The sequence below is a fragment of the Pantoea sp. RG18 genome (genome assembly GCF_025910075.1).
Taxonomy (GTDB): domain Bacteria; phylum Pseudomonadota; class Gammaproteobacteria; order Enterobacterales; family Enterobacteriaceae; genus Pantoea; species Pantoea agglomerans.
In genome coordinates this window covers 47862-73127 of record NZ_JAPCIL010000015.1, presented here as the reverse complement: position 1 = coordinate 73127, position 25266 = coordinate 47862, and the positions used below count along the sequence as shown (strand labels likewise).

General features: G+C 55.9%; 25 protein-coding genes. 6 read left to right on the top strand and 19 right to left on the bottom strand.

The window, feature by feature from the left end; all coding sequences use genetic code 11:
* The first annotated feature begins 66 nt into the window (after positions 1–66).
* Positions 67–624, top strand: coding sequence for a YtfJ family protein (locus OK409_RS16645; protein ID WP_264367241.1), 558 nt, complete (start codon positions 67–69; stop codon positions 622–624).
* A gap of 74 nt (positions 625–698) precedes the next feature.
* On the opposite strand, the gene cysQ is transcribed toward OK409_RS16645, so the two are convergent.
* Positions 699–1442 carry a 3'(2'),5'-bisphosphate nucleotidase CysQ gene (cysQ, locus tag OK409_RS16640; protein ID WP_010256437.1) on the bottom strand — a complete coding sequence of 248 codons (744 nt, stop codon included), beginning with the start codon at positions 1440–1442 and terminating at the stop codon, positions 699–701.
* Between the two features lie 293 nt (positions 1443–1735).
* Here cysQ and OK409_RS16635 point away from each other — a divergent pair, with 293 nt between their 5' ends.
* Positions 1736–3679 carry a bifunctional 2',3'-cyclic-nucleotide 2'-phosphodiesterase/3'-nucleotidase gene (locus OK409_RS16635; RefSeq protein ID WP_264367240.1) on the top strand — a complete coding sequence of 648 codons (1944 nt, stop codon included), beginning with the start codon at positions 1736–1738 and terminating at the stop codon, positions 3677–3679.
* A gap of 44 nt (positions 3680–3723) precedes the next feature.
* Here the strand turns inward: OK409_RS16635 and fklB are convergent, their stop codons facing one another.
* Positions 3724–4344, bottom strand: a complete 621-nt coding sequence (gene fklB, locus OK409_RS16630) for an FKBP-type peptidyl-prolyl cis-trans isomerase (RefSeq protein WP_010256433.1) — start codon at positions 4342–4344, stop codon at positions 3724–3726.
* Positions 4345–4564: 220 nt separating this feature from the next.
* Here fklB and OK409_RS16625 point away from each other — a divergent pair, with 220 nt between their 5' ends.
* Positions 4565–5242: a LysM-like peptidoglycan-binding domain-containing protein gene (locus OK409_RS16625; RefSeq protein ID WP_149917073.1), complete on the top strand. Its 678-nt coding sequence runs from the start codon at positions 4565–4567 to the stop codon at positions 5240–5242.
* A gap of 82 nt (positions 5243–5324) precedes the next feature.
* Here the strand turns inward: OK409_RS16625 and rplI are convergent, their stop codons facing one another.
* Genes rplI through rpsF form a run of 4 tightly spaced genes read right to left on the bottom strand, consistent with a single transcriptional unit; the run spans position 5325 to position 6765 of the window.
* Positions 5325–5774 carry a 50S ribosomal protein L9 gene (gene rplI / locus OK409_RS16620; RefSeq protein WP_010256429.1) on the bottom strand — a complete coding sequence of 150 codons (450 nt, stop codon included), beginning with the start codon at positions 5772–5774 and terminating at the stop codon, positions 5325–5327.
* Positions 5775–5813: 39 nt separating this feature from the next.
* Positions 5814–6041: a 30S ribosomal protein S18 gene (gene rpsR / locus OK409_RS16615; RefSeq protein WP_002210155.1), complete on the bottom strand. Its 228-nt coding sequence runs from the start codon at positions 6039–6041 to the stop codon at positions 5814–5816.
* 4 nt (positions 6042–6045) lie between these two features.
* The gene (gene priB, locus OK409_RS16610; RefSeq protein ID WP_010256154.1) at positions 6046–6363 is read right to left on the bottom strand and encodes a primosomal replication protein N; all 318 of its coding nucleotides are present in this window, start codon (positions 6361–6363) and stop codon (positions 6046–6048) included.
* Between the two features lie 6 nt (positions 6364–6369).
* A complete protein-coding gene (rpsF, locus tag OK409_RS16605) occupies positions 6370–6765 on the bottom strand; it encodes a 30S ribosomal protein S6 (RefSeq protein ID WP_003855334.1) in 396 nt (131 codons plus the stop codon).
* Positions 6766–7170: 405 nt separating this feature from the next.
* Between rpsF and OK409_RS16600 the strand changes: the two genes are divergently transcribed.
* The gene (locus tag OK409_RS16600; protein WP_033758904.1) at positions 7171–7377 is read left to right on the top strand and encodes a hypothetical protein; all 207 of its coding nucleotides are present in this window, start codon (positions 7171–7173) and stop codon (positions 7375–7377) included.
* Positions 7378–7425: 48 nt separating this feature from the next.
* On the opposite strand, the gene yjfP is transcribed toward OK409_RS16600, so the two are convergent.
* On the bottom strand, positions 7426–8175 hold the full coding sequence (yjfP, locus tag OK409_RS16595) for an esterase (protein ID WP_264367239.1): 750 nt from the start codon (positions 8173–8175) through the stop codon (positions 7426–7428).
* A 158-nt stretch (positions 8176–8333) separates the two neighbouring features.
* Between yjfP and OK409_RS16590 the strand changes: the two genes are divergently transcribed.
* A complete protein-coding gene (locus OK409_RS16590; RefSeq protein WP_264367238.1) occupies positions 8334–10265 on the top strand; it encodes a methyl-accepting chemotaxis protein in 1932 nt (643 codons plus the stop codon).
* Between the two features lie 56 nt (positions 10266–10321).
* Complete coding sequence (gene bsmA / locus OK409_RS16585) at positions 10322–10648, top strand: biofilm peroxide resistance protein BsmA (protein ID WP_264367237.1); 327 nt, start codon at positions 10322–10324, stop codon at positions 10646–10648.
* Here bsmA and OK409_RS16580 read toward each other — a convergent pair.
* The 12 genes from OK409_RS16580 to mutL form a co-directional block, all read right to left on the bottom strand.
* Positions 10622–12250 (bottom strand): isovaleryl-CoA dehydrogenase, encoded by a 1629-nt coding sequence (locus tag OK409_RS16580; protein ID WP_264367236.1) that lies wholly within the window; start codon positions 12248–12250, stop codon positions 10622–10624. The genes bsmA and OK409_RS16580 overlap by 27 nt on opposite strands.
* Positions 12251–12470: 220 nt before the next feature.
* A complete protein-coding gene (rlmB, locus tag OK409_RS16575; protein WP_010256134.1) occupies positions 12471–13205 on the bottom strand; it encodes a 23S rRNA (guanosine(2251)-2'-O)-methyltransferase RlmB in 735 nt (244 codons plus the stop codon).
* Between the two features lie 69 nt (positions 13206–13274).
* Positions 13275–15767, bottom strand: a complete 2493-nt coding sequence (rnr, locus tag OK409_RS16570; protein ID WP_132500098.1) for a ribonuclease R — start codon at positions 15765–15767, stop codon at positions 13275–13277.
* 16 nt (positions 15768–15783) lie between these two features.
* Positions 15784–16227 (bottom strand): nitric oxide-sensing transcriptional repressor NsrR, encoded by a 444-nt coding sequence (gene nsrR / locus OK409_RS16565; RefSeq protein ID WP_010256130.1) that lies wholly within the window; start codon positions 16225–16227, stop codon positions 15784–15786.
* A gap of 218 nt (positions 16228–16445) precedes the next feature.
* Complete coding sequence (locus OK409_RS16560; protein WP_010256129.1) at positions 16446–17744, bottom strand: adenylosuccinate synthase; 1299 nt, start codon at positions 17742–17744, stop codon at positions 16446–16448.
* 166 nt (positions 17745–17910) lie between these two features.
* On the bottom strand, positions 17911–18111 hold the full coding sequence (locus tag OK409_RS16555; RefSeq protein ID WP_010256126.1) for a DUF2065 domain-containing protein: 201 nt from the start codon (positions 18109–18111) through the stop codon (positions 17911–17913).
* Between the two features lie 57 nt (positions 18112–18168).
* A complete protein-coding gene (gene hflC, locus OK409_RS16550; protein WP_010256123.1) occupies positions 18169–19173 on the bottom strand; it encodes a protease modulator HflC in 1005 nt (334 codons plus the stop codon).
* Between the two features lie 3 nt (positions 19174–19176).
* Positions 19177–20415, bottom strand: coding sequence for an FtsH protease activity modulator HflK (hflK, locus tag OK409_RS16545; protein ID WP_033758916.1), 1239 nt, complete (start codon positions 20413–20415; stop codon positions 19177–19179).
* A 227-nt stretch (positions 20416–20642) separates the two neighbouring features.
* Positions 20643–21923: a ribosome rescue GTPase HflX gene (gene hflX, locus OK409_RS16540; protein ID WP_010256119.1), complete on the bottom strand. Its 1281-nt coding sequence runs from the start codon at positions 21921–21923 to the stop codon at positions 20643–20645.
* Positions 21924–21995: 72 nt separating this feature from the next.
* Positions 21996–22307 carry an RNA chaperone Hfq gene (hfq, locus tag OK409_RS16535; protein WP_010256116.1) on the bottom strand — a complete coding sequence of 104 codons (312 nt, stop codon included), beginning with the start codon at positions 22305–22307 and terminating at the stop codon, positions 21996–21998.
* A 104-nt stretch (positions 22308–22411) separates the two neighbouring features.
* The gene (gene miaA / locus OK409_RS16530) at positions 22412–23362 is read right to left on the bottom strand and encodes a tRNA (adenosine(37)-N6)-dimethylallyltransferase MiaA (RefSeq protein ID WP_010256112.1); all 951 of its coding nucleotides are present in this window, start codon (positions 23360–23362) and stop codon (positions 22412–22414) included.
* A complete protein-coding gene (gene mutL / locus OK409_RS16525) occupies positions 23355–25220 on the bottom strand; it encodes a DNA mismatch repair endonuclease MutL (protein WP_052271673.1) in 1866 nt (621 codons plus the stop codon). The genes miaA and mutL overlap by 8 nt, the downstream gene beginning before the upstream one ends.
* Between the last annotated feature and the right edge of the window lie 46 nt (positions 25221–25266).

The window sequence follows — 25266 nt, the reverse complement described above, 5'->3', positions numbered from 1 at the left end:
GCGCATCATCCCTGCTTACTATTGCAGTAAAATGACTAACTGGTCTGATCACTCAAGGAAATAGCAATGCGAATAATTCTGGCAGCTGTAGCGTTGTCTTTACTGATACCGGCAAGCGTGATGGCTCATGACCTCAGGCAGGATATGCGGGTACCGGCCGTTGGCGTGAACGACAAAGGCGAGCTGTTATTGCAGCAGGATAAGTTTAGCTACAAAAACTGGAATAGCGCGCAGCTCGGCGGAAAAGTTCGCGTGGTTCAGCACATCGCGGGTCGCTCATCCGCTAAAGAGATGAATGCCGCATTGATCGAGGCGATTAAGGCCGCGAAGCTGCCGCATGATCGCTATCAGACCACCACCATCGTGAATACAGATGATGCCATTCCCGGTACGGGCATGTTTGTGCGCAGCAGCGTCGAGACTAACAAGCAGCAATATCCGTGGTCGCAGCTTGTTGTCGACAGCAAGGGCAATGTGCAGCATGCCTGGCAGTTACAGCCGGGCGGTTCCGCCATTGTGGTGCTGGATAAGCAGGGTAAGGTGAAATTTGTGAAGGATGGATCGCTGACGCAGGATGAAGTGACAAAAGTGATTACGCTGGTCACCTCCCTGCTGAAGGATTAATCGCTGAAGCCCCGGTGGGAAGAGCATCGCCCGCCGGGGTTTCAGCCTTCAGCAGGCTGAGCGCTCAGACAGCGTTAAAACAGTGATACGCGGAAGCCAGGATTAAGGAAGGATTCGCGCGGCGCGTAGTCCAGAGTTTTACCCTGCCAGTCGTGCACATGCGCGCCCGCCGCCATCGCCACGGCATGGCCCGCGCCGGTATCCCAGATGTTGGTGGGTCCGAAACGGGGATAGAGCTGCGCTTTTCCTTCTGCCACCAGGCAGAATTTCAGTGAGGATCCGGTCGCGACGGTCTGATGTTCACCTAACTGCTTCAGGTACTCTTTCATCTCATCGTCGTCGCCATGTGAACGACTTACCACCACCAGCGGAGGTCGCGCATCACGGACATGAATCTGTTCACGCTGACCGCCCTCCTCTTTCCACGCTTTGCCGTCTGCAGCGGAATACATCACGCCCAGCACCGGCGCATAGACTACGCCCATTACCGGCTTGCCTGCTTCGATTAGCGCAATATTAACGGTAAATTCGCCGTTACGCTTGATGAACTCTTTGGTGCCATCCAGCGGATCGACCAGCCAGTAGCGCTGCCAGTGCTGACGCACCTCCCAGGCTGGCGGATCTTCTTCTGACAGCACGGGGAGATCAGGCGTTAACTTTTTGAGGCCCGCGAGGATCACCTCGTGTGCAGCGATATCCGCGGCGGTCACCGGCGAATCATCCGATTTGTGAGAAACGTCAAGCGGCGCGGCACCGTTATAGACCTGCATAATCGCGTCGCCTGCTTCGCGTGCCAGTTGGCAGATTTGCTCTAACATTTTTCACCTCATTGTGTCTGTCTGCTGCAGGATCAGCTCATCGTCAGATAGTGACATTTTAGCAGTTCCGCCTGAAGTACCCATTTACAGGCACTTTGGCGATTCAATTTATAGATATATCAATATCATAGTTACCCATTTATCGCCACGCCTGTGCCGCTACGCCTCCATCGTTTAAGAATCCGTCGCTGACCGATGCGCCAAAACGTTATACCCATCACGATTTAAAATGACTATCTGTCATGCTTTTACATTATTTTGAGATCCTTATTTATTTTGCAGCAGGAGCAAGCATGTTTAAGCCCGGAATGATGTTACTGGCACTGAGCGTTTCCATCGCCACCCAGGCGGCGACGGTGGATTTGCGGATACTGGAAACCACCGATCTGCACAGCAATATGATGGATTTCGACTATTACAAAGACACGCCAACCGAGAAGTTTGGTCTGGTGCGAACCGCCACGCTGATCCACGCCGCACGCCAGGAGGTGAAAAACAGCCTGCTGGTCGATAACGGCGACATCATTCAGGGCAGCCCGCTGGGTGACTACATGGCGGCCAAAGGATTACATGAGGGCGAGATCCATCCGGTCTACAAGGCGCTCAACACGCTGGATTACAGCGTCGGTAACCTCGGTAATCATGAATTCAATTATGGCCTGCCCTACCTGAAAAAAGCGCTGGCGGGCGCACGCTTTCCCTATGTGAACGCCAACGTGATTGATGTGAAGAGCGGCAAACCGCTGTTTACCCCATACCTCATCAAATCCACTACGGTGGTTGATCGTGAGGGCAAAACGCAGACCCTGAAGATAGGTTATATCGGCTTTGTGCCGCCGCAGATCATGGTGTGGGATAAAGCCAACCTGCAGGGCAAGGTACGCGTCGATGACATCACCGAAACGGCTCGCCGCTACGTGCCTGAGATGCGCGCGCAGGGCGCCGATCTGATTATCGCTATTCCCCACTCCGGCCTGAGCAGCGAGCCGTATCACACGATGGCGGAGAACTCGGTTTACTATCTCAGCCAGGTGGAAGGCATTAACGCCATCCTGTTTGGTCATGCGCATGCGGTCTTCCCCGGCAAGGAGTTTGCTGACATCAAGGGCGCAGATATCGCCAACGGCACCCTGAACGGTATTCCGGCGGTGATGCCAGGCATGTGGGGCGATCACCTTGGCGTGGTTGACCTGGTGCTGAACAATGAGGGAGGACGCTGGCAGGTGAGCAGCGGCAAAGCACAGGCGCGGCCAATCTACGATACCGCAGCGAAGAAATCGCTGGCGGCAGAGGATCCGGCGCTGGTGAAGGTACTGGCTGACGATCACCGCGCCACGCGAGAGTTTGTGGCGAAGCCCATCGGCAAGTCCGCCGATGTGATGTACAGCTACCTGTCGCTGGTACAGGACGATCCGACGGTACAGATCGTCAATAATGCCCAGCGCGCCTACGTGGAGCATTTCATTCAGGGCGATCCGGATCTGGGCCGCCTGCCGGTGCTCTCTGCTGCTGCGCCGTTTAAAGCGGGCGGACGTAAAAACGATCCGGCCAGCTATGTCGAAGTGGAGAAAGGCGCGCTGACCTTCCGTAACGCGGCCGATCTCTATCTCTATCCCAATACCCTGGTGGTCATGAAAGTCACCGGTGCGCAGGTAAAAGAGTGGCTGGAGTGCTCAGCGGGCCAGTTTAATCAGATCGATCCCCACAGCACGAAAACGCAGTCGCTGATCAACTGGGATTTCCGCACCTATAACTTTGATGTGATTGACGGGGTTAATTATCAGATTGATGTGACCCAGCCCGCGCGCTACGACGCAGAGTGCCAGCTGATCCATCCTGAGGCCTCACGTATCCGTCAGCTTAGCTGGCAGGGTAAACCCGTCGATCCACAGGCGACCTTCCTGGTGGCGACCAATAACTATCGCGCTTACGGCGGCAAGTTTGCCGGCACCGGAGATAAATACATCGCCTTTGCCTCACCGGATGAGAACCGTTCCGTGGTTGCAGCCTACATCAGCGCGGAAACCAAAGCGCACGGTGAAGTTCAGCCGAAGGCGGACAATAACTGGCGGCTGGCACCGATTACCTCATCCACCCCGCTCGACATTCAGTTTGAAACGGCACCGGGTGATAAAGCGACCGGATTTATTAAGCAGCATGCGCAATATCCGCTTCAGCCCAAAGGGACAGATGAGATCGGCTTTGCTCTGTGGCAGGTGAATTTACAGCAGAAATAAGGCGGAAGAAAACGCTGCAACCGGGGGGGTTGCAGCATCCGGAATTACAGAATTTCCAGCAGTTCGACTTCGAAGATCAGGGTGCTGAATGGTGGGATAGAGGCACCCGCACCGCGCTCGCCATACGCGAGGTTCTGTGGGATCACCAGTTCCCATTTTGAGCCAACCGGCATCAGGGTCAGCGCTTCAATCCAGCCTGGAATTACGCCGCTTACCGGGAATTCCGCCGGTTCGCCACGGGCAACAGAGCTGTCGAATACGCTGCCGTCGATCAGTTTACCGGTGTAGTGCACGCGTACGCGATCCTGACGTGATGGGATTGGACCCTCGCCCTGCGTAATCACGCTGAACTGCAGGCCTGATTCGGTGCTGCTCACGCCTTCACGCTGCGCATGTTCCTGCAGGAACGCCTGACCTTCTGCGGCCATGGCTTCGGTGCGCTCACGACGCACGCCTTCAGCGCGTTCATGCACTTCACGCAGTGCGCGATGAACCACATCAACCGGTACGGCCGGCGAGTTCCCTTCCAGCGCGTCGCGCAGACCCGCGAGCAGTGCTTCTGGTTGCAGACCCTGCAGACCAGATTCCAGCAACTGCTGGCCAACCTGTAAACCAATACCGTAACTTGCTTGTGCTTCGACGCTGTCGAAAGAAGGGGTAGTCATCTTCGTTCCTTTCACTCTCGGATAAATTCGAACCGGCAGCATAGCAGCGCAGGCCGCTGGCGTAAAATGCCCTGCATCGCAGATGACTTTTGCCGGGGAAAGAGAAACAATAGAGCCGTCAATTTTATCAATGCTGGCAGGCACTTCGCGCCGGTATTGCCCATACTATAACTATCGGGGGGGATCACCCCCTCTGTAGCACACGAATAAGAGAGCAAACATGGGCCAGATAGCCCCACGACGCCGCAGGATGCGTGCAAAACATCTTGTATCCCGGCTGCAGACCTGGCTGGCCGCACGCAGGCTAAAGCAGCCTGCCGGAGAGGAGGAACCCCGAATGGCTTCAGACACGTCATCCCGCCTGCCGACATGGCTTCAGCGTATCTGGCATTTTACCGACCACATTCGCTGGATGGACCCGCTGCCTGCGCCGCACCGCCGTGGCATTGTGGCCGCACTGCTGGTGATGCTGGTGGCGTTTCTCTGGCCCGCCAGCACGCTGCGCTATCCGGTCGAGCAGCCGGTCGCACCCCAGACGGAGAAAGAGGTGCCGATGCAGGCGGATATTTATGAGAACAACAGTAGCCGCCAGCCGTCATCCTCACCGTCTCAGCAGACGCCAAAAGCCGATTCTCAGGGCGAGTGGCGCAATCTGACCATCGCTTCCGGTCAGACGCTGGCGCAGCTGTTTCGTGATAATAGTCTGCCGGTCAATGATGTGTTTGCGATGGCGCGGGTGGAAGGCAGCGATCAGCCACTCAGCTCACTGAAAAGTGGTCAGCAGGTGAAAATCCGTCAGGATGCGCAGGGGGCGGTAACCGGTCTGACGGTGGAGGGCGCAAACGGTCCGGTGCTGTTTACACGTCAGCCAGACGGCAGCTTTATTCGCGCGCAGTAACGCGAACAGCGGCGATTAAAAGGCACAAAAACAAAAACGCCGGCACAGGGCCGGCGTTTGTGTCGTGCTCAGTTAATAAAGATTAACCAGCAACTACTTTCACGTTCAGTTTCGCGAATACTTCGCTGTGAACCTGGAAGCTTACTTCATGCTCACCGGTAGTGCGCAGAACGCCGTTCGGCAGACGAACTTCGCTCTTAGCCACTTCAACGCCAGCTGCAGTCACTGCATCAGCGATGTCGCGGGCACCGATTGAACCGAACAGTTTACCTTCATCGCCCGCTTTAGACGTGATGGTTACAGTGCCCAGTTCATTGATTTTCTCAGCGCGTGCAGTTGCTGCAGACTGAACGTCAGCCAGTTTGGCTTCCAGTTCAGCACGGCGTGCTTCGAAGAACTCAACGTTTTTCTTGGTAGCAGGAACAGCTTTGCCCTGTGGTACCAGGAAGTTACGAGCGTAGCCCGCTTTAACGTTAACCTGATCACCCAGGGTGCCAAGGTTTGCTACTTTATCAAGCAGAATAACTTGCATTACCTTATCCTCTTAAAGTCGTTAATGGACAGTTGCCGATTACTGATGACGATCAGTGTACGGCAGCAGAGACAGGTAACGCGCACGCTTGATGCAGCGAGCCAACTGACGCTGGTATTTTGCACGAGTACCGGTGATACGGCTCGGGACAATTTTACCGCTTTCGGTAATGTAGTTTTTCAACGTTGCGATGTCTTTGTAATCGATCTCAACAACGCCTTCCGCGGTGAAACGGCAGAACTTGCGACGACGGAAATAACGTGCCATTAGGCTAGTCTCCAGAATCTATCAATTCAATCTGCTCGGCATGGAACACCACTTTGCTCTGGCCATTTCGTGCCTGATGGCAACTAATGAAACCGTCGAGTGTGAGTTGCGTGCCGACCGTTATATGTTGAGTAATCACCTGATGGGCGCTGCCGCTGATAATAACCGGCATACGACACCAGGCTTGCCGGTGAAACCCGGCCTCCTCCTGCACTGAGCGGTGCTCAAGCACGAACTGACAGTGAGGAATTCCTGACGGGCTAACTCTTCGAACCGGCGTCTTGCACACAGTGCCAGACAGGCGAAGTCGATTAACCGTCACGATGGATTACTCTTCAGAATCCCCAGCATCTGACTCATCAGCGGATTCGTTAGCAAAATCTTCGCGACGATCACGACGCTCATCTTTCGCTTTAACCATCGGCGATGCTTCAGTTACCGCGTTTTTAACGCGCATAACCATGCTACGGATAACGGCGTCGTTGAAGCGGAAGTTCGTTTCCAGCTCATCGATCGCTTCCTGCGGCGCTTCAACGTTCATCAGAACGTAATGCGCTTTGTGCAGTTTATTGATCGGGTAAGCCAGCTGACGGCGGCCCCAGTCTTCCAGACGGTGAATCGTGCCTTCTGCACCAGTGATAGCACCAGTGTAACGCTCGATCATGCCAGGAACCTGTTCGCTCTGGTCAGGATGAACCATAAATACGATTTCGTAATGACGCATCGAAATTGCTCCTTACGGATTATTCAGCCTCCTGTCGGGGTCAACCGCGGCCCATGGAAGCAAGGAACGTTATAGGCTGTGTCCCACAAAGGTTCGTTGTGACGAGCGTTTGTGGGACACAGCCTGAGAATGCGGCTGAAAAATTGACGCGTAATCATACTGGCGGCGACGGCTAAACTCAAGCGCACATTTCAACAAATGCCATCCGGCGTGCCATATACGGTAGCTTTTCGTGCTAATCATGTGAATACAGCGCGTTAAGCGGGAAAGGTTCAAAAAAGCTGATAAAGAGCTTCAGGCGGACGATCTGGCGATAATGTGCACAGTCGCTAAACTTAATGCAGACGTTACGGTTTGGCTTATCGGCGTCTAACAGAGTGTGTTCCCTGAAGTGAGGAGTCGGGCATGAAAACGTTCGTCATCGCCACTTTACTGGGTCTCTTCCTGTCTCCACCCGCTCTTGCCAGCAATGCTGACTGTGCGCAGCAGATAAGAAGTCACAGCAGCGAAGCGGCATCGGGTTATATCTACATTAATCGGCTGGATGCGCCACAAAAGAACCCGGTCAACGCGCCTGCCAGAGCAGCAGAAAAATCGTCTGCGCACTGGTAAGTGCCGGTAAATTTACGGGCGGCAGAACCACTCTCCGCCCGCTCATTTTTATAGCTGCTGTTTAAAAAAGCTGACCAGCGCCGTCAATGCTGATGGCGTGATCTTATGTCCAATCTGTTTTTCAGACAGCGAAGTCAGATGCTGCGCCAGCCCGTTGTCACGCAGCGCCCTCTCCAGCCGGACGCTCTCCGCCCAGGGCACCACCTCATCCGCCTCACCATGCCACAACAGCAGCGGACGGTTTGCCAGTGCCTCCAGCCGGTTGCAGGGATCGTAGTCGGCCAGCGGTGCCATGCGGGCAGCAAACTGCGCTTGCTGCTCAGGCGTGTCGGCCACCAGCGGCGGAAACAGCGACTGACTGAGCTGCATAAAATAGCCCGATCCCATCAGGCAGGCGACGCTTTGAATCTGCGGATAACGCGCCATCGCGCCCAGCGCCGTCATGCCGCCCATCGACGCGCCCGCCACCGCAAAGCGCTCGCCGGCGATCAGATCGTCAGCGCGCAGCGCCGATTCCAGCTGCGGCAGCTCATCAATGTTCTGTTTCAGAATCTCCCAGAAGCGGCCAAGGCGTGCATCGGCATCACCGTGATAGCGCGCGCCGTGCAGATCTGCATCCGGCATCACCGCCCGGAACCCCGCCTGTGCCAGCGCGACTGCGAAGTAGGCGTAGACCTCTTTTGAAGAGGTAAAGCCGTGATAAAACAGCACGGTAGGAAGTGGCTTATGCCGTTGTCCGGCAGGCGTGGCGTGCAGGCATTCGATACCGGCCAGCGTTTCTGTGGTGAGTTCAATCATGGTCTCTCCTGAGAAGGGGCAAGGCGTGCCGATTGAGTGTACGTCTGCGGGTTAATTTACGAAATCCCCTGCTGCGTTTAGTCGCCAGATTTCGGCCTAAACTTTTCCCGCGCTTTGCCGTTGATGTTGTGTCCCCCTAACTTGATCAAAGGTAATTTATGAAGCGTCTCTCTCTCAGCGGCCTGAGTCTTGGAGTTAAGCTGTCTGTACTGACGTCTCTCAGCGTAGCGTTATTGTTGCTGGTTCTGACGCTAACCCAGAGCCACACCGCTTCGCGGCAGCTGGAAAATCTCGCCATTGATGACATGCAAAACCAGGTGCAGGGCATCAGTGAAATGGCCACTATGTTCAACGCCACCCTCACCGAAGAGGTGGCTCACTACACCAGTCTGTTTACCAGTTTCCTGCCTAAGCGTTTTAGCCTGGATGAAGGCTCCCGGGTGCAGGTCGGTGCCTTCTCGACGCCGGTGCTGCGCGCCGGGTTAAAAACGCTGAACCTCGACCAGACCGCGGTAGACGATTTCACCGAACGCACCGCCGCCGTGGCGACCATTTTTGTGCGCGACGGCGATGATTTTATCCGTATTTCCACCTCGCTGAAAAAGCAGGATGGCAGTCGCGCGATCGGTACGCAGCTTGACCGCAACGGCGCCGCCTGGAAAAGCGTCCGTCAGGGCGACGTCTATCAGGGGCTGGCGACGCTGTTCGGCCATCGCTACATCACACAATATCAGCCGGTAAAAGATGAGAGTGGCAAGGTTGTCGCCATCCTGTTTGTCGGCGTTGGCATTGATAAGCAGTATGCGCTGATGCGTGAAAAAATCCTGGCACGCAAGCTGGGTGATAGTGGTCATTTCTTTGTGCTCAACGGCACACCCGGTAAGACGCAGGGAGAGTATCTGTTCGATCAGCACAACGAAGGAAAACGACCCGCCTGGGATGACGCGACACTCCAGCCGCTGCTGACTCAGCCGCAGGGCATGCTGCAGGCAGAGATCAACGGCGAGCACCAGATTCTGGCCTGGCAGCAGCTGCCGGGCTGGAACTGGGTGATCGCCGGCGAAGTTAACCGTGAAAGCCTGCTCGCCCCGATTACGCATAGCCGTAACCTGTTCCTGATAACCGGACTGATTCTGGTGGTGGTCTTTGCGCTGGGGTTTGTCTGGTACAGCCGTCGGGCGATTACCCGTCCGCTGCAGCAGGTGATCCATCTGGCGGAGCAGTATGCCGCCGGGAATCTGCAGGTCCATATGGATACCCAGCGTCGCGATGAAGTGGGCCAGTTGATCGTTGCGATCAACGGCATTGGCGATGGCCTGGAGAAAATCGTCAGCCAGGTGCGCGGCGCGGCGCAGGAGATCAGCGACGGCACGGACACCATCGCGGCCAGCAGTCATAACATCAGCGAGCAGATCGGGCGTCAGGCCAGCAGCGTGGAGCAGACCTCCGCCAGCATGGAGCAGTTTGGCGCGACAGTTGAACACACCGCAGACAGCCTGCGTCAGGCGATGTCACTGGTGGCCGAAGCCAGCGATATCGTCAGTCACGGCAGCCAGACGGTGGTGCGCTCGGTCAACACCATGTCGGCGATTAAGGTTTCATCACAAAGCATTGCGGATATCACCCACGTGATTGAGTCGATCGCCTTCCAGACCAATATCCTGGCGCTGAATGCCGCCGTTGAAGCGGCACGTGCCGGGGAACAGGGCCGTGGCTTTGCCGTGGTGGCCGCAGAAGTGCGTGCGCTGGCACAGCGTTCTGCGCAGGCCGCTAAAGAGATTGATGGACTGATTGCGACCTCCATCAGCAACGTGGCGGAAGGCCATCAGTTATCTGAGCAGACGCGCGATGCGATGAGCGACATTGTGACCCACATCGAGCAGGTGCAGGCGCTGATGGGCGAGATCAACGTGGCGGCGCAGCAGCAGGCGGCAGGCATCGGCCAGGTTAATCTGGCGATGAACCAGATCAGCCAGGCGACTCACCAGAACAGCGAACTGGTGACACAGGCGGAAAACAGCGCGCAGAACCTGAGTGATAAAGGGCATCACCTGACCCAGCTGGTCAGCGTATTCAGCCTTAAATCCTGACGTCATTCAGGGCGATGGCATACACTTAATGTTTCGTCCTGAAAGAGGGTTTTGCTATGCGTTCCGCTTATTTACTGGTGATAAGCCTGCTGCTGGCAGGCTGTTCCGCGCTTGAGACCACGCCAAAAGCACCGCCCGCACCGACGCAACAGGCGCAGGAGATTTCACGGGCGCAGAGTGGCGGTTTGCCAAAGCTGGGCAATATTACCGTTAACGTGCGCGGCTCACCGGATGATGCCGGGCGGGCCGTCGCCGCCCGGGCTAACCAGGCCGGTGCGGCTTACTATCAGATCGTGGCGCTGAGTGAAACGGTAATGCCCGGTCTCTGGTACGCCAGCGCGATTCTTTACGGCGCATCACCTGCCACAGGCACGGGCCAGTAAACGGTCTGTGATTGCTGTCTCAAGCAGGCGGGAGCCACGCCGATCGAGCCACTGCTGGCACCATGCATCCGCCAGCGGCGGTTCGCCATATTTCAGTAGCTGAGCGCCGGTCGCAAGCTGCAGCAGCGTGCGGGTCACCTCGCGCGCCTGCTCTTCGGGGACTTTGCTCATTCGCAGCCGTAACTGACGCCAGCGCGCATCGAAATGACGATTACTCCCTTTCACCGCTTCAAATTCCTGACTCAGCATCTCCGAAACCTCTGCCTGACGGGTGAGCACGCGCAGTACGTCAAGACACATCACGTTGCCCGACCCTTCCCAGATGCTGTTGACCGGTATGTCACGATAGAGGCGCGGCAGCTCGCTCGCTTCGCAGTAGCCGATGCCCCCCAGTACTTCCATCGACTCCGCGACGAACGGGGCTCCCGCTTTGCAGATCTGATATTTTGCAGCCGGAGTGAATAAGCGGGCAAACGTGACCTCATGCGGTTTTGCCGGTTGTGACCAGGCGCGCGCCAGCCGCATCAGCAGCGCGGTTTGTCCCTCCAGCTGCAGCGCCTGCTGTGCCAGAACCTGACGCATCAGCGGCTGATCCACCAGGTTTTTCCCCATCACCTGGCGCTGATGTGCATGCCAGAGTGCCACCGAGAATGCACGCCGCATCTGACCATGACTGCCGAGTGCGCAGTCGAAGCGCGTCATACCGCCCATTTTAAGGATGAGCCGCACGCCTTCGCCCTCTTCTCCCAGCAGCCAGCCGGTCGCATCGCGAAACTCCACCTCACAACTGGCATTTGAGCGATTACCCAGCTTATCTTTAAGCTGCTCAAGCTGGATGGCGTTGCGTGACCCATCAGGCAACAGGCGCGGCAGGAAGAAACAGCTTAATCCGGCGGGCGTCTGCGCCAGCACCAGATGCGCATCGCTCTGCGGCACCGAGAAGAACCATTTGTGGCCGGTCAGCCGGTAGGCTTCACCCGGGCCGCGCGCCCCCAGCGGCTCGGCCCGGGTAGTGCTGGTGAGCAGATCGCTGCCGCCCTGTTTTTCCGTCATGCCCATACCGATCAGCAGACCCCGCTTCTGGTCGCCGGGCTGCGCATGGGTGTCGTAACGATCGCTGAGCAGCGGATCGAGCCAGCCTTCAAACGCGGCGGGCAGATAAGTCTGCAACAGTGGAATGGCCGCGTGCGTCATGGTCACCGGGCAAAGCGTGCCCGCTTCAACCTGCGCGTGCAGAATAAAGCGCGCAGCCCGCGCCACGCTGGCCTGTTCACGTACTGTGGGATGCCAGCTGAGATTATGCAGGCGGCTGGCGCAGACACCCTGCATCAGCAGGTGCCAGGCGGGGTGAAAACGGACTTCATCCATCCGTACGCCACGGCCGTCGTAGCGCAGCAGTTCAGGTGGCTCCGCGTTGGCGAGCCGGCCCAGCTCCAGCGACTCGGCGCTGCCCAGCTGTCGGCCTACCGAAGCCAGCCACTCCCGATCCCATCCGGCGCCTTCGCGTGACAGTGCCTCGCCGAGCGGCGTATCAGACAGGAACAGGTTGCTGTTGCTCAGAGGATGGGGCTGATTAAAAACGGTGTGTGTTGTCCAGGTCATAACCACTCCTCGCGGATGTCACTCAGTAAGTATACCCGTCGTCTTTCAAGCTGCATTTTTGTTGGCTGCGTTCACTCACCCGAATCACTTACTCATGTAAGCTCATCGGGATTCGTTCTCTTGCCGCCTCAATGCAACCCGAAATCCTTTGGGTATATACGAATGACGCGCAGTTATGCCTGGTACAGAAACTAATTTGTGGCGAGGATCACATCGGGGATCAGGCGTTGCGCTGACGCACCGCTTCAAACAGGCAGACACCCGTAGCCACCGAGACATTCAGCGAAGAGACGCTGCCGGCCATCGGAATGCTGATCAGCTCATCGCAATGCTCACGGGTCAGACGACGCATGCCTTCCCCTTCCGCGCCCATCACCAGCGCCATCGGACCGGTCATTTTGCTCTGGAAGACGGTATGGTCAGCTTCACCTGCGGTACCGACAACCCAGATGTTGTACTCCTGCAGCAGACGCAGGGTACGTGCCAGGTTGGTGACGCGGATCAACGGCACATTTTCTGCCGCGCCGCTGGCCACTTTTTTGGCCGTTGCATTCAGGGGCGCAGAGCGATCTTTCGGCACGATAATCGCGTGCACACCGGCCGCATCGGCACTGCGCAGGCAGGCACCCAGATTGTGCGGATCGGTGACCCCGTCCAGCACCAGCAGGAAGGGTTTCTCCAGGCTCTGCAGCAGATCCGGCAGGTCGCCTTCCTGATACTGACGACCCGGTTTTACCCGCGCCACAATACCCTGATGCACACCGCCTTCAACCTGGCTGTCGAGCCACTTGCGCTCGGCCAGCTGAATCACGACCCCCTGAGCTTCCAGCGCGGCGACCACGGGTTGCAGGCGACGATCGTCGCGGCCTTTGAGGATAAAGACTTCCTGGAAACGTTGTGGATCACGTTCCAGCAGCGCCTGCACGGCATGGATACCAAAAATAATTTCGCTCATCGATCTGCTCAGTGTTTGGAAATGAATGAATGACCGCCCTTTCTCAGTGAGAAAGGGCGGGTGCGCGCATCAGTCAGGCTGCGCCTTTTTTCTGGCGCGCTTCGCCCGGGTGGCGGCGGCGATTTTACGGGTTTTTTCCGAGACGTTTTTACTTTTATTCTCGGTATTTGCAGCGGCGGGCTTACTCTTGTCGCCCCGGAAAGCGGCGTCCGGCTCGAAGTTGGACTTCTTGCTCGCATCACGACGGCGTTTCGCTGGCGCTTTGTCGTCACGCTTCGCCCGGTCGCGTGCGGTTTTGCCTTCACCACGTACCTGACGCTGGCTGGAGATCAGGGCAAAGTCGATTTTACGCTCATCCATATGGACGGCTTCAACACGCACTTCAACCGTGTCACCCAGACGATAGGTGCGACCGCCCGATTCACCGATCAGACGCTGACCTACCGGGTCAAAACGGTAGTAATCGTTGTCGAGCGTCGAAACGTGGACCAGACCATCAATGAACAGATCGCTTAAGCGTACAAAGAAGCCAAATCCGGTCACGCTGGAAATGACGCCGTTGAAGACGTTGCCAACCTGATCCTGCATGAAGTCACACTTGAGCCAGTCCGCGACGTCACGGGTCGCTTCATCGGCGCGGCGTTCGGTCAGGGAACAGTGCAGGCCCAGTTGCAGCATCTGCGGCATCTCGTAGTGATAGCCGCCGGTTGCTGTCGTCATATCTTTGGCGACGCTGCGATCTCTCGGCATCAGGTATTTAATGGCGCGCTGTACCAGGCCTTTACCTTCGTCCTGCTCTTTTGCCAGCAGATATTTGATGGCGCGATGCAGCGTCAGATCCGGATAACGACGGATTGGCGAGGTAAAGTGCGCATACGACGAGAGCGCCAGACCAAAGTGACCGCGGTTTTCCGGATCGTAAACGGCCTGCTTCATCGAACGCAGCAGCATGGTTTGCAGCATTTCCGCATCAGGACGATCGGCAACCTGCTTCAGCAGCGCCGCATAGTCGATTGGCTGCGGTTTATTGCCGCCAGGCAGACTCAGTCCCAGCTCGTTGAGCACGGTACGGAAGCTCTTGATGCTTTCGTCGGTCGGGCGATCGTGATCGCGGAACAGCGCCGGTTCCTGATTTTTCTCAACGAAGCGTGCCGAGGCGATGTTCGCCAGGATCATGCACTCTTCGATCAACTTATGGGCGTCATTACGTGACACGCGCTCAACACGCTCAATACGGCGCTCGGCGTTGAAGATAAACTTCGCCTCTTCCGTTTCAAACGAGATACCGCCGCGCTCTTCACGAGCGGCTTCCAGCGCATGATAGAGGTTGTTCAGCTCTTCAAGGTCTTTAACCAGTGGCGCATACTGCTGGCGCAGCTCTTTGTCGCCCTGCAGAATGTTCCAGACTTTGTTGTAGGTCAGACGCGCATGGGAGTTCATCACCGCTTCGTAGTGCTTGAAGCCGGTCAGTTTACCTTTGGTCGAGATGGTCATCTCGCACACCATACAGAGGCGATCGACCTGCGGGTTAAGCGAACATAAGCCATTCGACAGCACTTCCGGCAGCATCGGCACAACCTGCGACGGGAAGTAGACCGAGGTTCCGCGCTGATGCGCTTCGTCATCCAGTGGGGTGCCCGGACGGACGTAATAGCTGACATCCGCGATAGCTACCCACAGACGCCATCCGCCACCGCGCTTCTTCTCACAGTAAACAGCATCATCAAAGTCACGGGCATCTTCACCATCGATGGTGACCAGCGGCAGCTTACGCAGATCGACGCGGCCTTTTTTGGCCTCTTCCGGGACTTCTTCTTTCAGTTTGCTGACCTGAGCTTCCACTTCCGGCGGCCAGGTGTGCGGGATTTCATGCGTACGCAGCGCCATATCCACGGCCAGGCTGGTACCCATATCATCGCCCAGAATCTCGGCGATTTTTCCGATCGCTTTGCTGCGACGGTTCGGACGCTGGACCAGCTCAACCACCACCACGGAACCCATGCGGGCATTCATCGTCTCTTCAGGCGGGATGAGAATATCAAAACTCAGGCGACTGTCGTCCGGCACCACGAAGCCGGCACCGGCATCGGTAAAGTAACGGCCAACGATCTGATTGTTGCGGGGTTCCTGCACCCGGACCACGCGCGCTTCGCGGCGGCCTTTGCGATCGGCACCCAGCGGCTGCGCCAGGATCACGTCACCGTGCATACAGAATTTCATCTGTTCTGCGGAAAGGTAGAGGTCATCTTTCTGACCTTCTGCCCGCAGGAAGCCGTAGCCATCGCGGTGGCCAATGACTTTACCGCGCAGGAGATCAAGACGTTCTGGCAGGGCATAACACTGACGGCGGGTGAACACCAGCTGACCATCACGCTCCATGGCGCGAAGGCGGCGACGCAGCGCCTCAAGGTGTTCTTCTTCCTGCAGATTCATCTCTTCAGCCAGCTCTTCGCGGCTGGCCGGTTTTTCACGTTTTTCTAACAGAGCCAGAATAAATTCACGGCTCGGAATAGGGTTTTCGTATTTTTCAGCTTCTCTATCCTGAAAAGGATCTTTTGACATAGCGGTTCCTCCGATGTCATTTAATATTTATTTCCACCGGCGATCTGGACAAGATGATCTCATAAAGTGGTGTATTTCCTTCGACCAGATCTGCCAACGTATAGCTATCCAGCTCCTGCAAAAATCGCTGCACCGCATCATGTAACGCCTGCTTCAGACGACAGGCTGGCGTGATGGAACAGGACGCACAATCCACTAATTGTAGTGGTTCCATCTTACGTACCACATCGCCAATGACAATCTGACGAGCTGGCATACCCAGACGAATGCCCCCGTTTTTACCACGCGTTGCGGCGACATAGCCCGCCCGGCTCAGCTGATTGATAATTTTGACCATATGATTACGGGACAAACCATAAGTGTTCGTCACTTCCGTAATATTGGTCTGCTGACCTTCCGGCAACGATGCCAGATAAATCAGTGCCCGTAAGCCATAATCAGTAAAACTCGTGAGCTGCACAGTAACCTCAGTGAACCTTCAGGCGCGGCATGACCTTATTCGCCCTGTGATTGATGCCAGGATTAAATCGGATCGCCATTCGATTAGCTACGATGATAAACCAGAGTCTGTCTGGCCGTGCGCTTTTTTAAGCCAGCAGAAGGTTTGACAAGCGAAGGGAGGTTAAGTGGCATCAAAGAATGGAAAAACAAGGGCCGGACAGCGTCCGGCCTGAATGATTACGCGTCGAACGGGTCGCGCAGAATCATTGTTTCACTACGATCAGGGCCGGTTGAGATGATATCAATCGGCACACCCGTTACCTCTTCCACACGCTTGATGTAGTCACGCGCAGCCTGAGGCAAACCTTCCAGCGTCTTGACGCCAAACGTTGTCTCACTCCAGCCTGGCAGGGTTTCGTAGATCGGCTCAATGCCTTCCCAGTTCTCTGCCGCCAGTGGCGTGGTGGTCACTTCGCGGCCATCAGGCATACGATAAGCCACACAGATCTTCACCTCTTTCAGGCCATCCAGCACGTCCAGCTTGGTCATGCAGAAACCTGACAGGGAGTTGATCTGGACCGCGCGGCGAACCGCTACCGCATCCAGCCAGCCGGTACGACGACGACGACCGGTGGTCGCGCCAAACTCATTACCCTGCGCACAGAGGAATTCGCCGGTTTCATCGAACAGCTCGGTCGGGAACGGGCCTGCGCCAACGCGGGTTGAGTAAGCTTTCACAATACCCAGCACGTAGTCGACATAACGCGGGCCAATGCCTGAACCGGTCGCTACGCCACCTGCGGTGGTGTTGGATGAGGTCACGTACGGATAGGTACCGTGATCGATATCCAGCAGCGTACCCTGCGCACCTTCAAACATAATCAGATCGCCACGCTTACGCGCGACGTCCAGCAGTTCAGAGACGTCAACGACCATGCCAGTGATGATGTCAGCGACTTCCATCACATCACTCAGCACTTTATCGAAGTCGACTGCCGGCTCTTTGTAGTACTCCACCAGCTGGAAGTTGTAGAAATCGACCACTTCTTTCAGCTTGGCAGCAAAGGTTTCTTTGTTAAACAGGTCGCTGACGCGCAGGGCACGGCGAGCGACTTTATCTTCATAAGCCGGTCCGATGCCACGACCAGTAGTACCAATCGCTTTGGCGCCACGAGCACGTTCACGCGCCATATCCATCGCAACATGATATTGCAGGATCAGCGGACAGGCTTCAGAAATCAGCAGACGTTCACGTACCGGAATCCCGCGCGCTTCCAGGCCTTTCATCTCTTTCATTAAGGCTTCAGGAGAGAGCACTACGCCGTTACCAATGATGCTGGTGACGTTATCGCGCAGAATGCCAGAAGGGATCAGGTGGAGGACGGTTTTTTCACCGTTGATGACAAGCGTGTGGCCCGCATTGTGGCCGCCTTGATAACGCACAACGTAATTCGCGCGCTCAGTCAGAAGGTCTACAATCTTACCTTTACCTTCGTCACCCCATTGGGTGCCCAGTACGACGACGTTCTTACCCATTTCTCAAAATCACCGATTGCTTAAAAAAGGATTCTACCATCTGATCCCGTGGTTTTCAGCACTTTTAGCATACGATTGCGCGCTTTTTTGCCTGAGTTTTGATCACTACAACATGTTGGGGATAATAGCGTTGAAAGGCACAATTTAGCCGGTCTGAACGTCAGCCTCAGAGGTTGCCGTGCAGGCTGAGCATGCAGTAAATCACCATGCCAGCAACGACCAGTCCTCCACCAAAGCGGTGCAGCAGACGATCGGGCAACCGCGTCATCGTCAGGATCATGCGTCGCCAGGCGCGCGGCATAAACATTGGTCCCAACCCTTCCAGCACTAACACCAGCGCCAGCGCCATCCAGATGCTTGTTTTCATTCTGATACCCAAAAAAAAGGGCCGACAACATTGTCGGCCCACAGGTTATATCAGTTCTTAGCGTGTCGCGTTAGAGGGCGCCTTCATATATCGGAAGAAGTCGCTATCCGGGCTTAACACCATCACATCCTGATCGCTATTGAAGCTGTTTTCATAGGCACGCAGGCTACGAATAAAGGCGTAGAAGTCAGGATCTTTGCTGAACGAATCGGCAAACAACCGCGCCGTTTCCGCATCACCGTCACCGCGTGTAATCAGCGCTTCACGCTGGGCTTCAGCCAGAGTACGGGTGACCTGGTAATCGGCCTGGGCGCGCAGTTTTTCCGCCTCTTCCTGACCCTGTGAACGCTGGCTACGCGCTACCGCTTCACGCTCAGCACGCATACGGTTAAAGATCGCATCAGACACTTCAGTCGGCAGGTTGATCTGCTTGATGCGAACATCCACCACCTGAATACCTAACGCCGCCATACTGTTCGGGTTTGGTGCTGGCTCGCTGCTGTTGGTTTCACGCTCGACACGGGCCGCTGCACTGGCAATCGCGTCATCAGCCGCAGGGGTTGCGATTTCATCATCGTTGCCTGCAGAGCCGGTATTCAGCGCGTCACGCACATCGGTAGTCAGACGACCACGGGAGTCCGTTACGATATCTTTCACATCCAGACGACCCATCTCAGAACGCAAGCGGTCACTGAACTTACGTTTCAGCAGCACTTCCGCCTGAGAGACATCACCGCCACCGGTGGCCAGGTAGTAGCGACTGAAGTCGCTGATACGCCACTTGATGTAGGAGTCCACGATCAGATCTTTCTTCTCTTTGGTGACGAAGCGATCGGCCTGGTTATCCATGGTCTGGATACGCGCATCCAGCGTTTTAACCGTTTCCAGGAATGGAATCTTGAAATGCAGACCCGGCTCAAACACCTGCGGTTTGTTTTCGCCGTCGCGCAGGACTTTACCGAAGCGCAGAACAATGCCTCGCTGCCCTTCCTGCACCACAAACAGGGACGCATAGAGCGCCACCAGCACGACAATGATTAAAAATACTATTGGCTTACGCATCGATTACTCTCTCCCTTCGCGCTGGCTGTCGCTGCGCTGAGCATTTGCCCGACGCTGATCCATGATATTGTCCGGACTGTATGACGACGTGTCATTGCGGCTGGCACTGCTATCGGAGCGCGCAGGCAGCGAAGAACCATTCGCGCCTTTCTGACCATTCTGGCCCGATGAAGTCTGACCGCCACGCATCAGTTGATCCAGCGGCAGCACCATCAGGTTATTACTCCGATCGTTAACCAGTACTTTGCGGGTATGGCTCAGCACACGTTCCATGGTCTCGATATAGAGACGCTCTTTGGTGATTTCGGGTGCAGCTTTATACTCAGGCAGGATCTTGGCGAAACGCGCCACCTCACCCTGCGCTTCCAGAACGGTACGCTCTTTGTAAGCGCGTGCCTCTTCCAGAATACGTTGCGCCTGGCCGTTAGCACGAGGCTGAACTTCGTTGGCGTAAGCTTCGGCTTCGCGAACGTACTGCTCGCGGTTTTCGCGTGCGGCAATCGCGTCATCAAATGCAGACTTCACCTCTTCCGGCGGACGTGCAGCCTGGAAGTTGACGTCCAGCACCGCGATCCCCATGTTATAAGGGCGAATCGTCTCGTCGATTTCACGCTGGGTATCGCTACGCACCACGGTACGACCTTCGGTCAGGATGCGGTCCATGGTAGAGCGACCAATCACGCCGCGCAGTGCGCTGTCGGTAGCCTGACGCAGGCTGTCGTCCGCGCTGGTCACAGCATAAAGATAACGTTCCGGATCGGTCACGCGGTACTGCACGTTCATCTCCACGCGCACCACGTTCTCATCTGAAGTCAGCATGACGCCAGAAGCAGCCAGTTCGCGCACCGATTCAACGTTAACCGCACGCACCTGATCAACGAATGTCGGCTTCCAGTTCAGGCCGGGTTCGACCAGATGACTGAACTTACCGAAGCGCGTCACCACGCCACGTTCCGCTTCTTTGATGGTGTAGAAACCGCTTGCAGCCCAGATGACTACAGCAGCAACAGCCACGATACCAACAATTTTGCCACCGCTGCCGGAGCCGCGCTGACCGTTGTCGTTCTGTTTGCCACCGCCCAGTCCACCAAGCTTCTTGCTCAGCTTACGGAAGATATCATCCAGATCAGGAGGCCCGGATTCCCGTCCTCCCTTATTCCCCCCAGAGTTGCCGCCTTGATTATTGCTGCTTCCCCACGGGTCGCGGTCCTGTCCGTTATTTCCGGGCTGATTCCACGCCATGTTTCTACTCCATTTATTGTAATTACGATTTTTACCCTTCAGCTTTCGGATTGCAGCGGTGTTGGCTGCCTTCGCTCACCCTGGTCACTTACCTGCGTAAGCTCCCGGGGATTCACTCAGTTGCCGCCTTGCTGAAATCCAAAATACTCGGGTAACGCCAGCGTATTCGGGTCTGCAAAGAAAGTGCGACAATCTTCAATTTTTAAGGTAAATGCGTTTGGGCAATATCAAACAATGTAACTGGTCAGCGACGGTTCCTGCTTACATAAACGCATCCACTCAATAATGGGCATACGTATCTGCAATCCTACACTGCCGTCTTCTTCATTCCACTCTTTCTCAATCGCCTGCAGCTGATAGAAACGGCTGCGAAGTCGCCCCGCTTCCGGTGGCAGACGTAATGCGTGCTGGGCTATTTCACCCGCCAGACGCTCAGACAGCGCCTGCCATAGCAACGGAATGCCTGCGCCTGTCTGGGCGGAAAGCCAGACGCGGATTGGCAGGTTCTCTTCGTTACGATCGATACGCGGTTCGAATCCGTCGAGCATATCGATTTTATTCATCACCAGTAACGTCGGGATTTCGTCAGCTTCAATCTCTTCCAGTACGGCATCGACGGCGGCGATATTTTCCGTGACGCGAAGGTCAGCCCCATCAATCACGTGCATTAACAGCGTCGCCTGACGAGTCTCCTGCAGCGTGGCTTTAAAAGCGGCAACCAGATCGTGAGGAAGATGGCGAATAAAGCCTACCGTGTCCGCCAGTACAACGTCCCCGACATCAGCAACATTCAGACGGCGCAGTGTGGGGTCGAGCGTCGCAAACAGCTGGTCTGCGGCAAAGACGTTGGCGGAGGTCATGGCGTTAAAGAGGGTCGACTTGCCGGCGTTGGTGTAACCCACCAGCGAAACCGTTGGCACATCCGCTTTGGCGCGTGACTGACGTCCCTGTTCACGCTGTTTTTCAACTCGCTCAAGACGAGACAAAATCTGACTGATACGGCCGCGCAACAGCCGGCGGTCCGTTTCTAACTGCGTTTCACCCGGGCCACGTAAACCAATCCCGCCTTTCTGGCGTTCAAGGTGGGTCCAGCCGCGCACCAGACGTGTCGCAAGATGGCGCAGCTGTGCCAGCTCAACCTGCAATTTACCTTCGTGGGTACGTGCGCGTTGGGCAAAGATATCCAGAATTAAACCGGTGCGATCAATGACCCGGCATTCGCACAGGCGCTCGAGGTTTCTTTCCTGAGCGGGCGTAAGGGCATGATCGAATAATACGACCGATGCTCCTGTTGTTTTTACCGCATCGGCAATTTCAACGGCCTTTCCTTCACCGACAAAATACTTGGGGTGTGGCGCTTTGCGGCTGCCAGTAACCACTTGCAGCGCCTCAACGCCAGCAGAAGAGACCAGGGTTTCAAACTCCTGCAAATCTTCTACTTCTTTGTCTTGGGAGAACCAGATGTGTACCAGTACGGCCTGCTCACCGGCTTCATAACGGTCAAACAAGCTATAACCTCGCTAAATAAAAGACCAGGACGGAAAACCGCTGTTCTCCGTTCCTGGCTGTACGGTGACGCGTTATTCTGCGTTATCACCGTCTTGTTGTGGCTGTGGCTGCGCAGTTGTGTTGCTGCCGCCATGATGGTAATTGTTGCTGCCGCCACCGGTATTATTGCTATGGTGAGAAACCGGGCGTGAAGGAACTACGGTAGAAATGGCGTGCTTATACACCATCTGACTCACCGTGTTTTTCAACAAAATGACGAACTGATCAAATGACTCAATCTGACCCTGCAACTTAATACCGTTAACCAGATAAATCGAAACCGGAACACGTTCACGACGCAGTGCGTTCAAAAACGGGTCTTGTAATGATTGCCCCTTAGCCATTCTATCTTTTCCTTATATGCTTGTTGTTTGTTGCAAGTAGAACCTATGGTTCTGAAAAAAACTGCGTAAAAATTTGCGCACGATAACCCATCAATTGTACACAATCACCCATGCTTCGCACTAAGAACCTGTAACACTGTATCACGCGCCAGCCGGGGCTCGTCACTGTCAAGCCAGTGAACATTTTCCCAACCGCGTAACCAGGTCATCTGTCGCTTAGCAAGCTGCCGGGTTGCGCAAATTCCCCGATAAACCATCTCGCTGTAATCGATTTCGCCCGATAAATAAGACCACATCTGACGATAGCCAACACAACGAATGGAAGGCATGTCCGTATGCAAATCACCTCGTGCAAAAAGGGCCCGAGACTCCGCTTCAAATCCTGACGCCAACATCTGCTCAAAACGCAACGCGATGCGCTGGTGCAGCAATTCACGGCTCGCGGGGGCGATGGCAAACTGTTGCACGTCGTAGGGTAACGCTTCACCGGATGTTTTTGTCAGTTCCGTTAAAGTTTTACCCGAAATAAAAAAAACTTCCAGTGCTCGCGAAAGTCTCTGCGGATCATTCGGATGAATACGACTGCCGGCAACCGGGTCGATTTCACACAGCTGGCGGTGTAAAGCTTCCCAGCCTTTTTCACGCGCCGTTTGCTCTATCCGCTGACGAACGTCGGGATCGGCCGAGGGCAACGGCGACAATCCTTCAAGTAACGCCTTGAAGTAGAGCATGGTTCCACCAACAAGCAACGGTATTCGTCCGGCTTCAACGATATCCGCCATTTCTGCTAAAGCATCCCGCCGGAACTCCGCTGCCGAATAGGCTTCAGCGGGATCGCGAATGTCGAGCAGACGATGGGGTGCCACTGCTAACTCCTCAGCCGACGGTTTCGCCGTACCAATATCCATCTGACGATAGATTAAGGCAGAGTCTACGCTGATTAGTTCCACTGGTAACCGCTTACGCAATTCAATTGCTAAAGCAGTCTTGCCAGAAGCCGTGGGTCCCATCAAAAAAATAGCCTTTGGCCGGCCAGCCTGGTTTAATTCACTCATGCTTCAACGCGTTGATCGCGCTCTCAATCTCTATGGGCTGTAATAAGCCTGAAGGCGGCGATTTCAGTAGCTGTGGGCAAAGCCGTTCAAGCTCTGCCAGCAGGTTGATCGCCTGTGAGTGATTCCAGTCGGAGGACTCTGTATCCTGACGCCGCGCCAGCCACTGGGCCAGTTGCGTCGCAGAGATCTCCTGCTGCCGGGCGAGATAGCCTAACAGCTCAGGAATCAAGATTTGTAAATTTTGTGTTCGTAACGGTAAAGGCACCGCGCGTAAGGTCACGTGGTCGCCTTCGGGCTGAAGATCAATACCCATCTGATTGAGCAGGCTGCTCTTTTCTTTTGCGGCCTGCCGTTCATCCAGGGCGATTTTGAGCCGCACCGGAATCAGCAGGGGTTGCGGTTTAAGCCCATCTTCACCCGGTTCAAGCTGCGCCTGTTTCAGCCAGCGCGCCGCGACCGGCAGCGCCATCAGCATTAACTTCTGATCCTGCTCCAGCAGCGCATAGTGGTTTTGTAACACGGTCAGTACCCGGCCAAAACTCTGGGCATGCGCGGCCAGCGGCGAGGGTTTTTCGGCCGGACGCGGTGCCGGTTCACGGGCTTTTGGCGGCGGCGTGGCGCTGACAGGCGTTTTCAGCAACTGCTGATAAACCGCGCCTTCACGCTGACGATACACGTTCTCTTTGTTTTGCCAGGCCGGCGCCGCTGCGGGCGGTGTTTGCCGCGTGGAGGCTGAAGATTGATTCTCGCTGGCGGGGGCTGAAGGCTGCGCAAAATGATTCCCTCCCGCCGCCTGACGGTTTTCCGGCTGCCAGCGCGGTGCGGCTTCTTCTGCCTGCAGCGCAGGCAAAATGGGTGACGCTATCGCCTGTAATGCGCTGACCACGCCCTGATAAATAAAATCATGCACCAGGCGTGACTGATGAAAACGCACTTCATGCTTGGCCGGGTGAACGTTGACATCCACCTGATGCGGATCGATCTCCAGATAGAGCACATAAGCGGGCTGCTGGTCATCCTGGAGCTGGGTCTGGAAAGCCTGGCGGATAGCGTGATTAATCAGCTTGTCGCGCATCATCCGGCCATTGACGTAGCAATATTGTAACTCGGTGACCTGGCGCGAACCGGCGGGATCGGCGACCCAGCCGCGCAGCGAGAGATCATCATGCTGCCAGTCAATTCGCAGCGCATGCTGAATAAACGTGGTGCCGCAGATAGCTGCCAGTCGCCGTTCGCGCTGGCTCTCCTCGCTGACGGCCCGATACTGACGCATCATTTTGCCGTTGTGGCTCAGTGAAAGCGCGACATCAAAACGCGCCAGTGCAATACGACGGATCACTTCGTCGATATGACCGAACTCGGTTTTCTCTGTGCGCATAAATTTGCGGCGCGCCGGGGTGTTATAAAACAGATCCAGCACTTCGAGCGTGGTCCCACAGGGATGCGCAGCCGGTTTAACCGTTACCGTCATATCACGCCCTTCCGCATAGGCCTGCCAGGCTTCGGTTTGATCGGCGGTACGTGAGGTTAAGGTCAGGCGGGAGACAGAACTGATACTGGCGAGCGCTTCACCGCGAAAACCCAGGCTCATGATCGCTTCCAGGTCATCCAGTGAGGCGATTTTACTGGTGGCGTGTCGGGCCAGCGCCATCGACAGCTCGCTTTTCACGATGCCGCAGCCGTTGTCACGAATGCGGATAAGCTTTGCGCCCCCCTTTTCAATATCAACGTCAATGCGCGTTGCACCAGCATCCAGGCTGTTCTCCACCAGCTCTTTTACAACCGATGCAGGACGTTCAACCACTTCACCCGCCGCAATCTGGTTTGCCAGTTGGGGCGGTAAAATTTGTATCGGCATGGTTTTCCTTTTAGCTGGTCGCCCGGCGCAGCGGCCGGGCAAACAA

What these genes read in the sequence shown, in the direction of transcription:
- OK409_RS16645 (WP_264367241.1), top strand. Translation starts at nt 67, where the DNA reads ATGCGAATAATTCTGGCAGCTGTAGCGTTGTCTTTACTGATACCGGCA.
- cysQ (WP_010256437.1), bottom strand. Translation starts at nt 1,442, where the DNA reads ATGTTAGAGCAAATCTGCCAACTGGCACGCGAAGCAGGCGACGCGATT.
- OK409_RS16635 (WP_264367240.1), top strand. Translation starts at nt 1,736, where the DNA reads ATGTTTAAGCCCGGAATGATGTTACTGGCACTGAGCGTTTCCATCGCC.
- fklB (WP_010256433.1), bottom strand. Translation starts at nt 4,344, where the DNA reads ATGACTACCCCTTCTTTCGACAGCGTCGAAGCACAAGCAAGTTACGGT.
- OK409_RS16625 (WP_149917073.1), top strand. Translation starts at nt 4,565, where the DNA reads ATGGGCCAGATAGCCCCACGACGCCGCAGGATGCGTGCAAAACATCTT.
- rplI (WP_010256429.1), bottom strand. Translation starts at nt 5,774, where the DNA reads ATGCAAGTTATTCTGCTTGATAAAGTAGCAAACCTTGGCACCCTGGGT.
- rpsR (WP_002210155.1), bottom strand. Translation starts at nt 6,041, where the DNA reads ATGGCACGTTATTTCCGTCGTCGCAAGTTCTGCCGTTTCACCGCGGAA.
- rpsF (WP_003855334.1), bottom strand. Translation starts at nt 6,765, where the DNA reads ATGCGTCATTACGAAATCGTATTTATGGTTCATCCTGACCAGAGCGAA.
- OK409_RS16600 (WP_033758904.1), top strand. Translation starts at nt 7,171, where the DNA reads ATGAAAACGTTCGTCATCGCCACTTTACTGGGTCTCTTCCTGTCTCCA.
- yjfP (WP_264367239.1), bottom strand. Translation starts at nt 8,175, where the DNA reads ATGATTGAACTCACCACAGAAACGCTGGCCGGTATCGAATGCCTGCAC.
- OK409_RS16590 (WP_264367238.1), top strand. Translation starts at nt 8,334, where the DNA reads ATGAAGCGTCTCTCTCTCAGCGGCCTGAGTCTTGGAGTTAAGCTGTCT.
- bsmA (WP_264367237.1), top strand. Translation starts at nt 10,322, where the DNA reads ATGCGTTCCGCTTATTTACTGGTGATAAGCCTGCTGCTGGCAGGCTGT.
- OK409_RS16580 (WP_264367236.1), bottom strand. Translation starts at nt 12,250, where the DNA reads ATGACCTGGACAACACACACCGTTTTTAATCAGCCCCATCCTCTGAGC.
- rlmB (WP_010256134.1), bottom strand. Translation starts at nt 13,205, where the DNA reads ATGAGCGAAATTATTTTTGGTATCCATGCCGTGCAGGCGCTGCTGGAA.
- rnr (WP_132500098.1), bottom strand. Translation starts at nt 15,767, where the DNA reads ATGTCAAAAGATCCTTTTCAGGATAGAGAAGCTGAAAAATACGAAAAC.
- OK409_RS16560 (WP_010256129.1), bottom strand. Translation starts at nt 17,744, where the DNA reads ATGGGTAAGAACGTCGTCGTACTGGGCACCCAATGGGGTGACGAAGGT.
- OK409_RS16555 (WP_010256126.1), bottom strand. Translation starts at nt 18,111, where the DNA reads ATGAAAACAAGCATCTGGATGGCGCTGGCGCTGGTGTTAGTGCTGGAA.
- hflC (WP_010256123.1), bottom strand. Translation starts at nt 19,173, where the DNA reads ATGCGTAAGCCAATAGTATTTTTAATCATTGTCGTGCTGGTGGCGCTC.
- hflK (WP_033758916.1), bottom strand. Translation starts at nt 20,415, where the DNA reads ATGGCGTGGAATCAGCCCGGAAATAACGGACAGGACCGCGACCCGTGG.
- hfq (WP_010256116.1), bottom strand. Translation starts at nt 22,307, where the DNA reads ATGGCTAAGGGGCAATCATTACAAGACCCGTTTTTGAACGCACTGCGT.
- miaA (WP_010256112.1), bottom strand. Translation starts at nt 23,362, where the DNA reads ATGAGTGAATTAAACCAGGCTGGCCGGCCAAAGGCTATTTTTTTGATG.
- mutL (WP_052271673.1), bottom strand. Translation starts at nt 25,220, where the DNA reads ATGCCGATACAAATTTTACCGCCCCAACTGGCAAACCAGATTGCGGCG.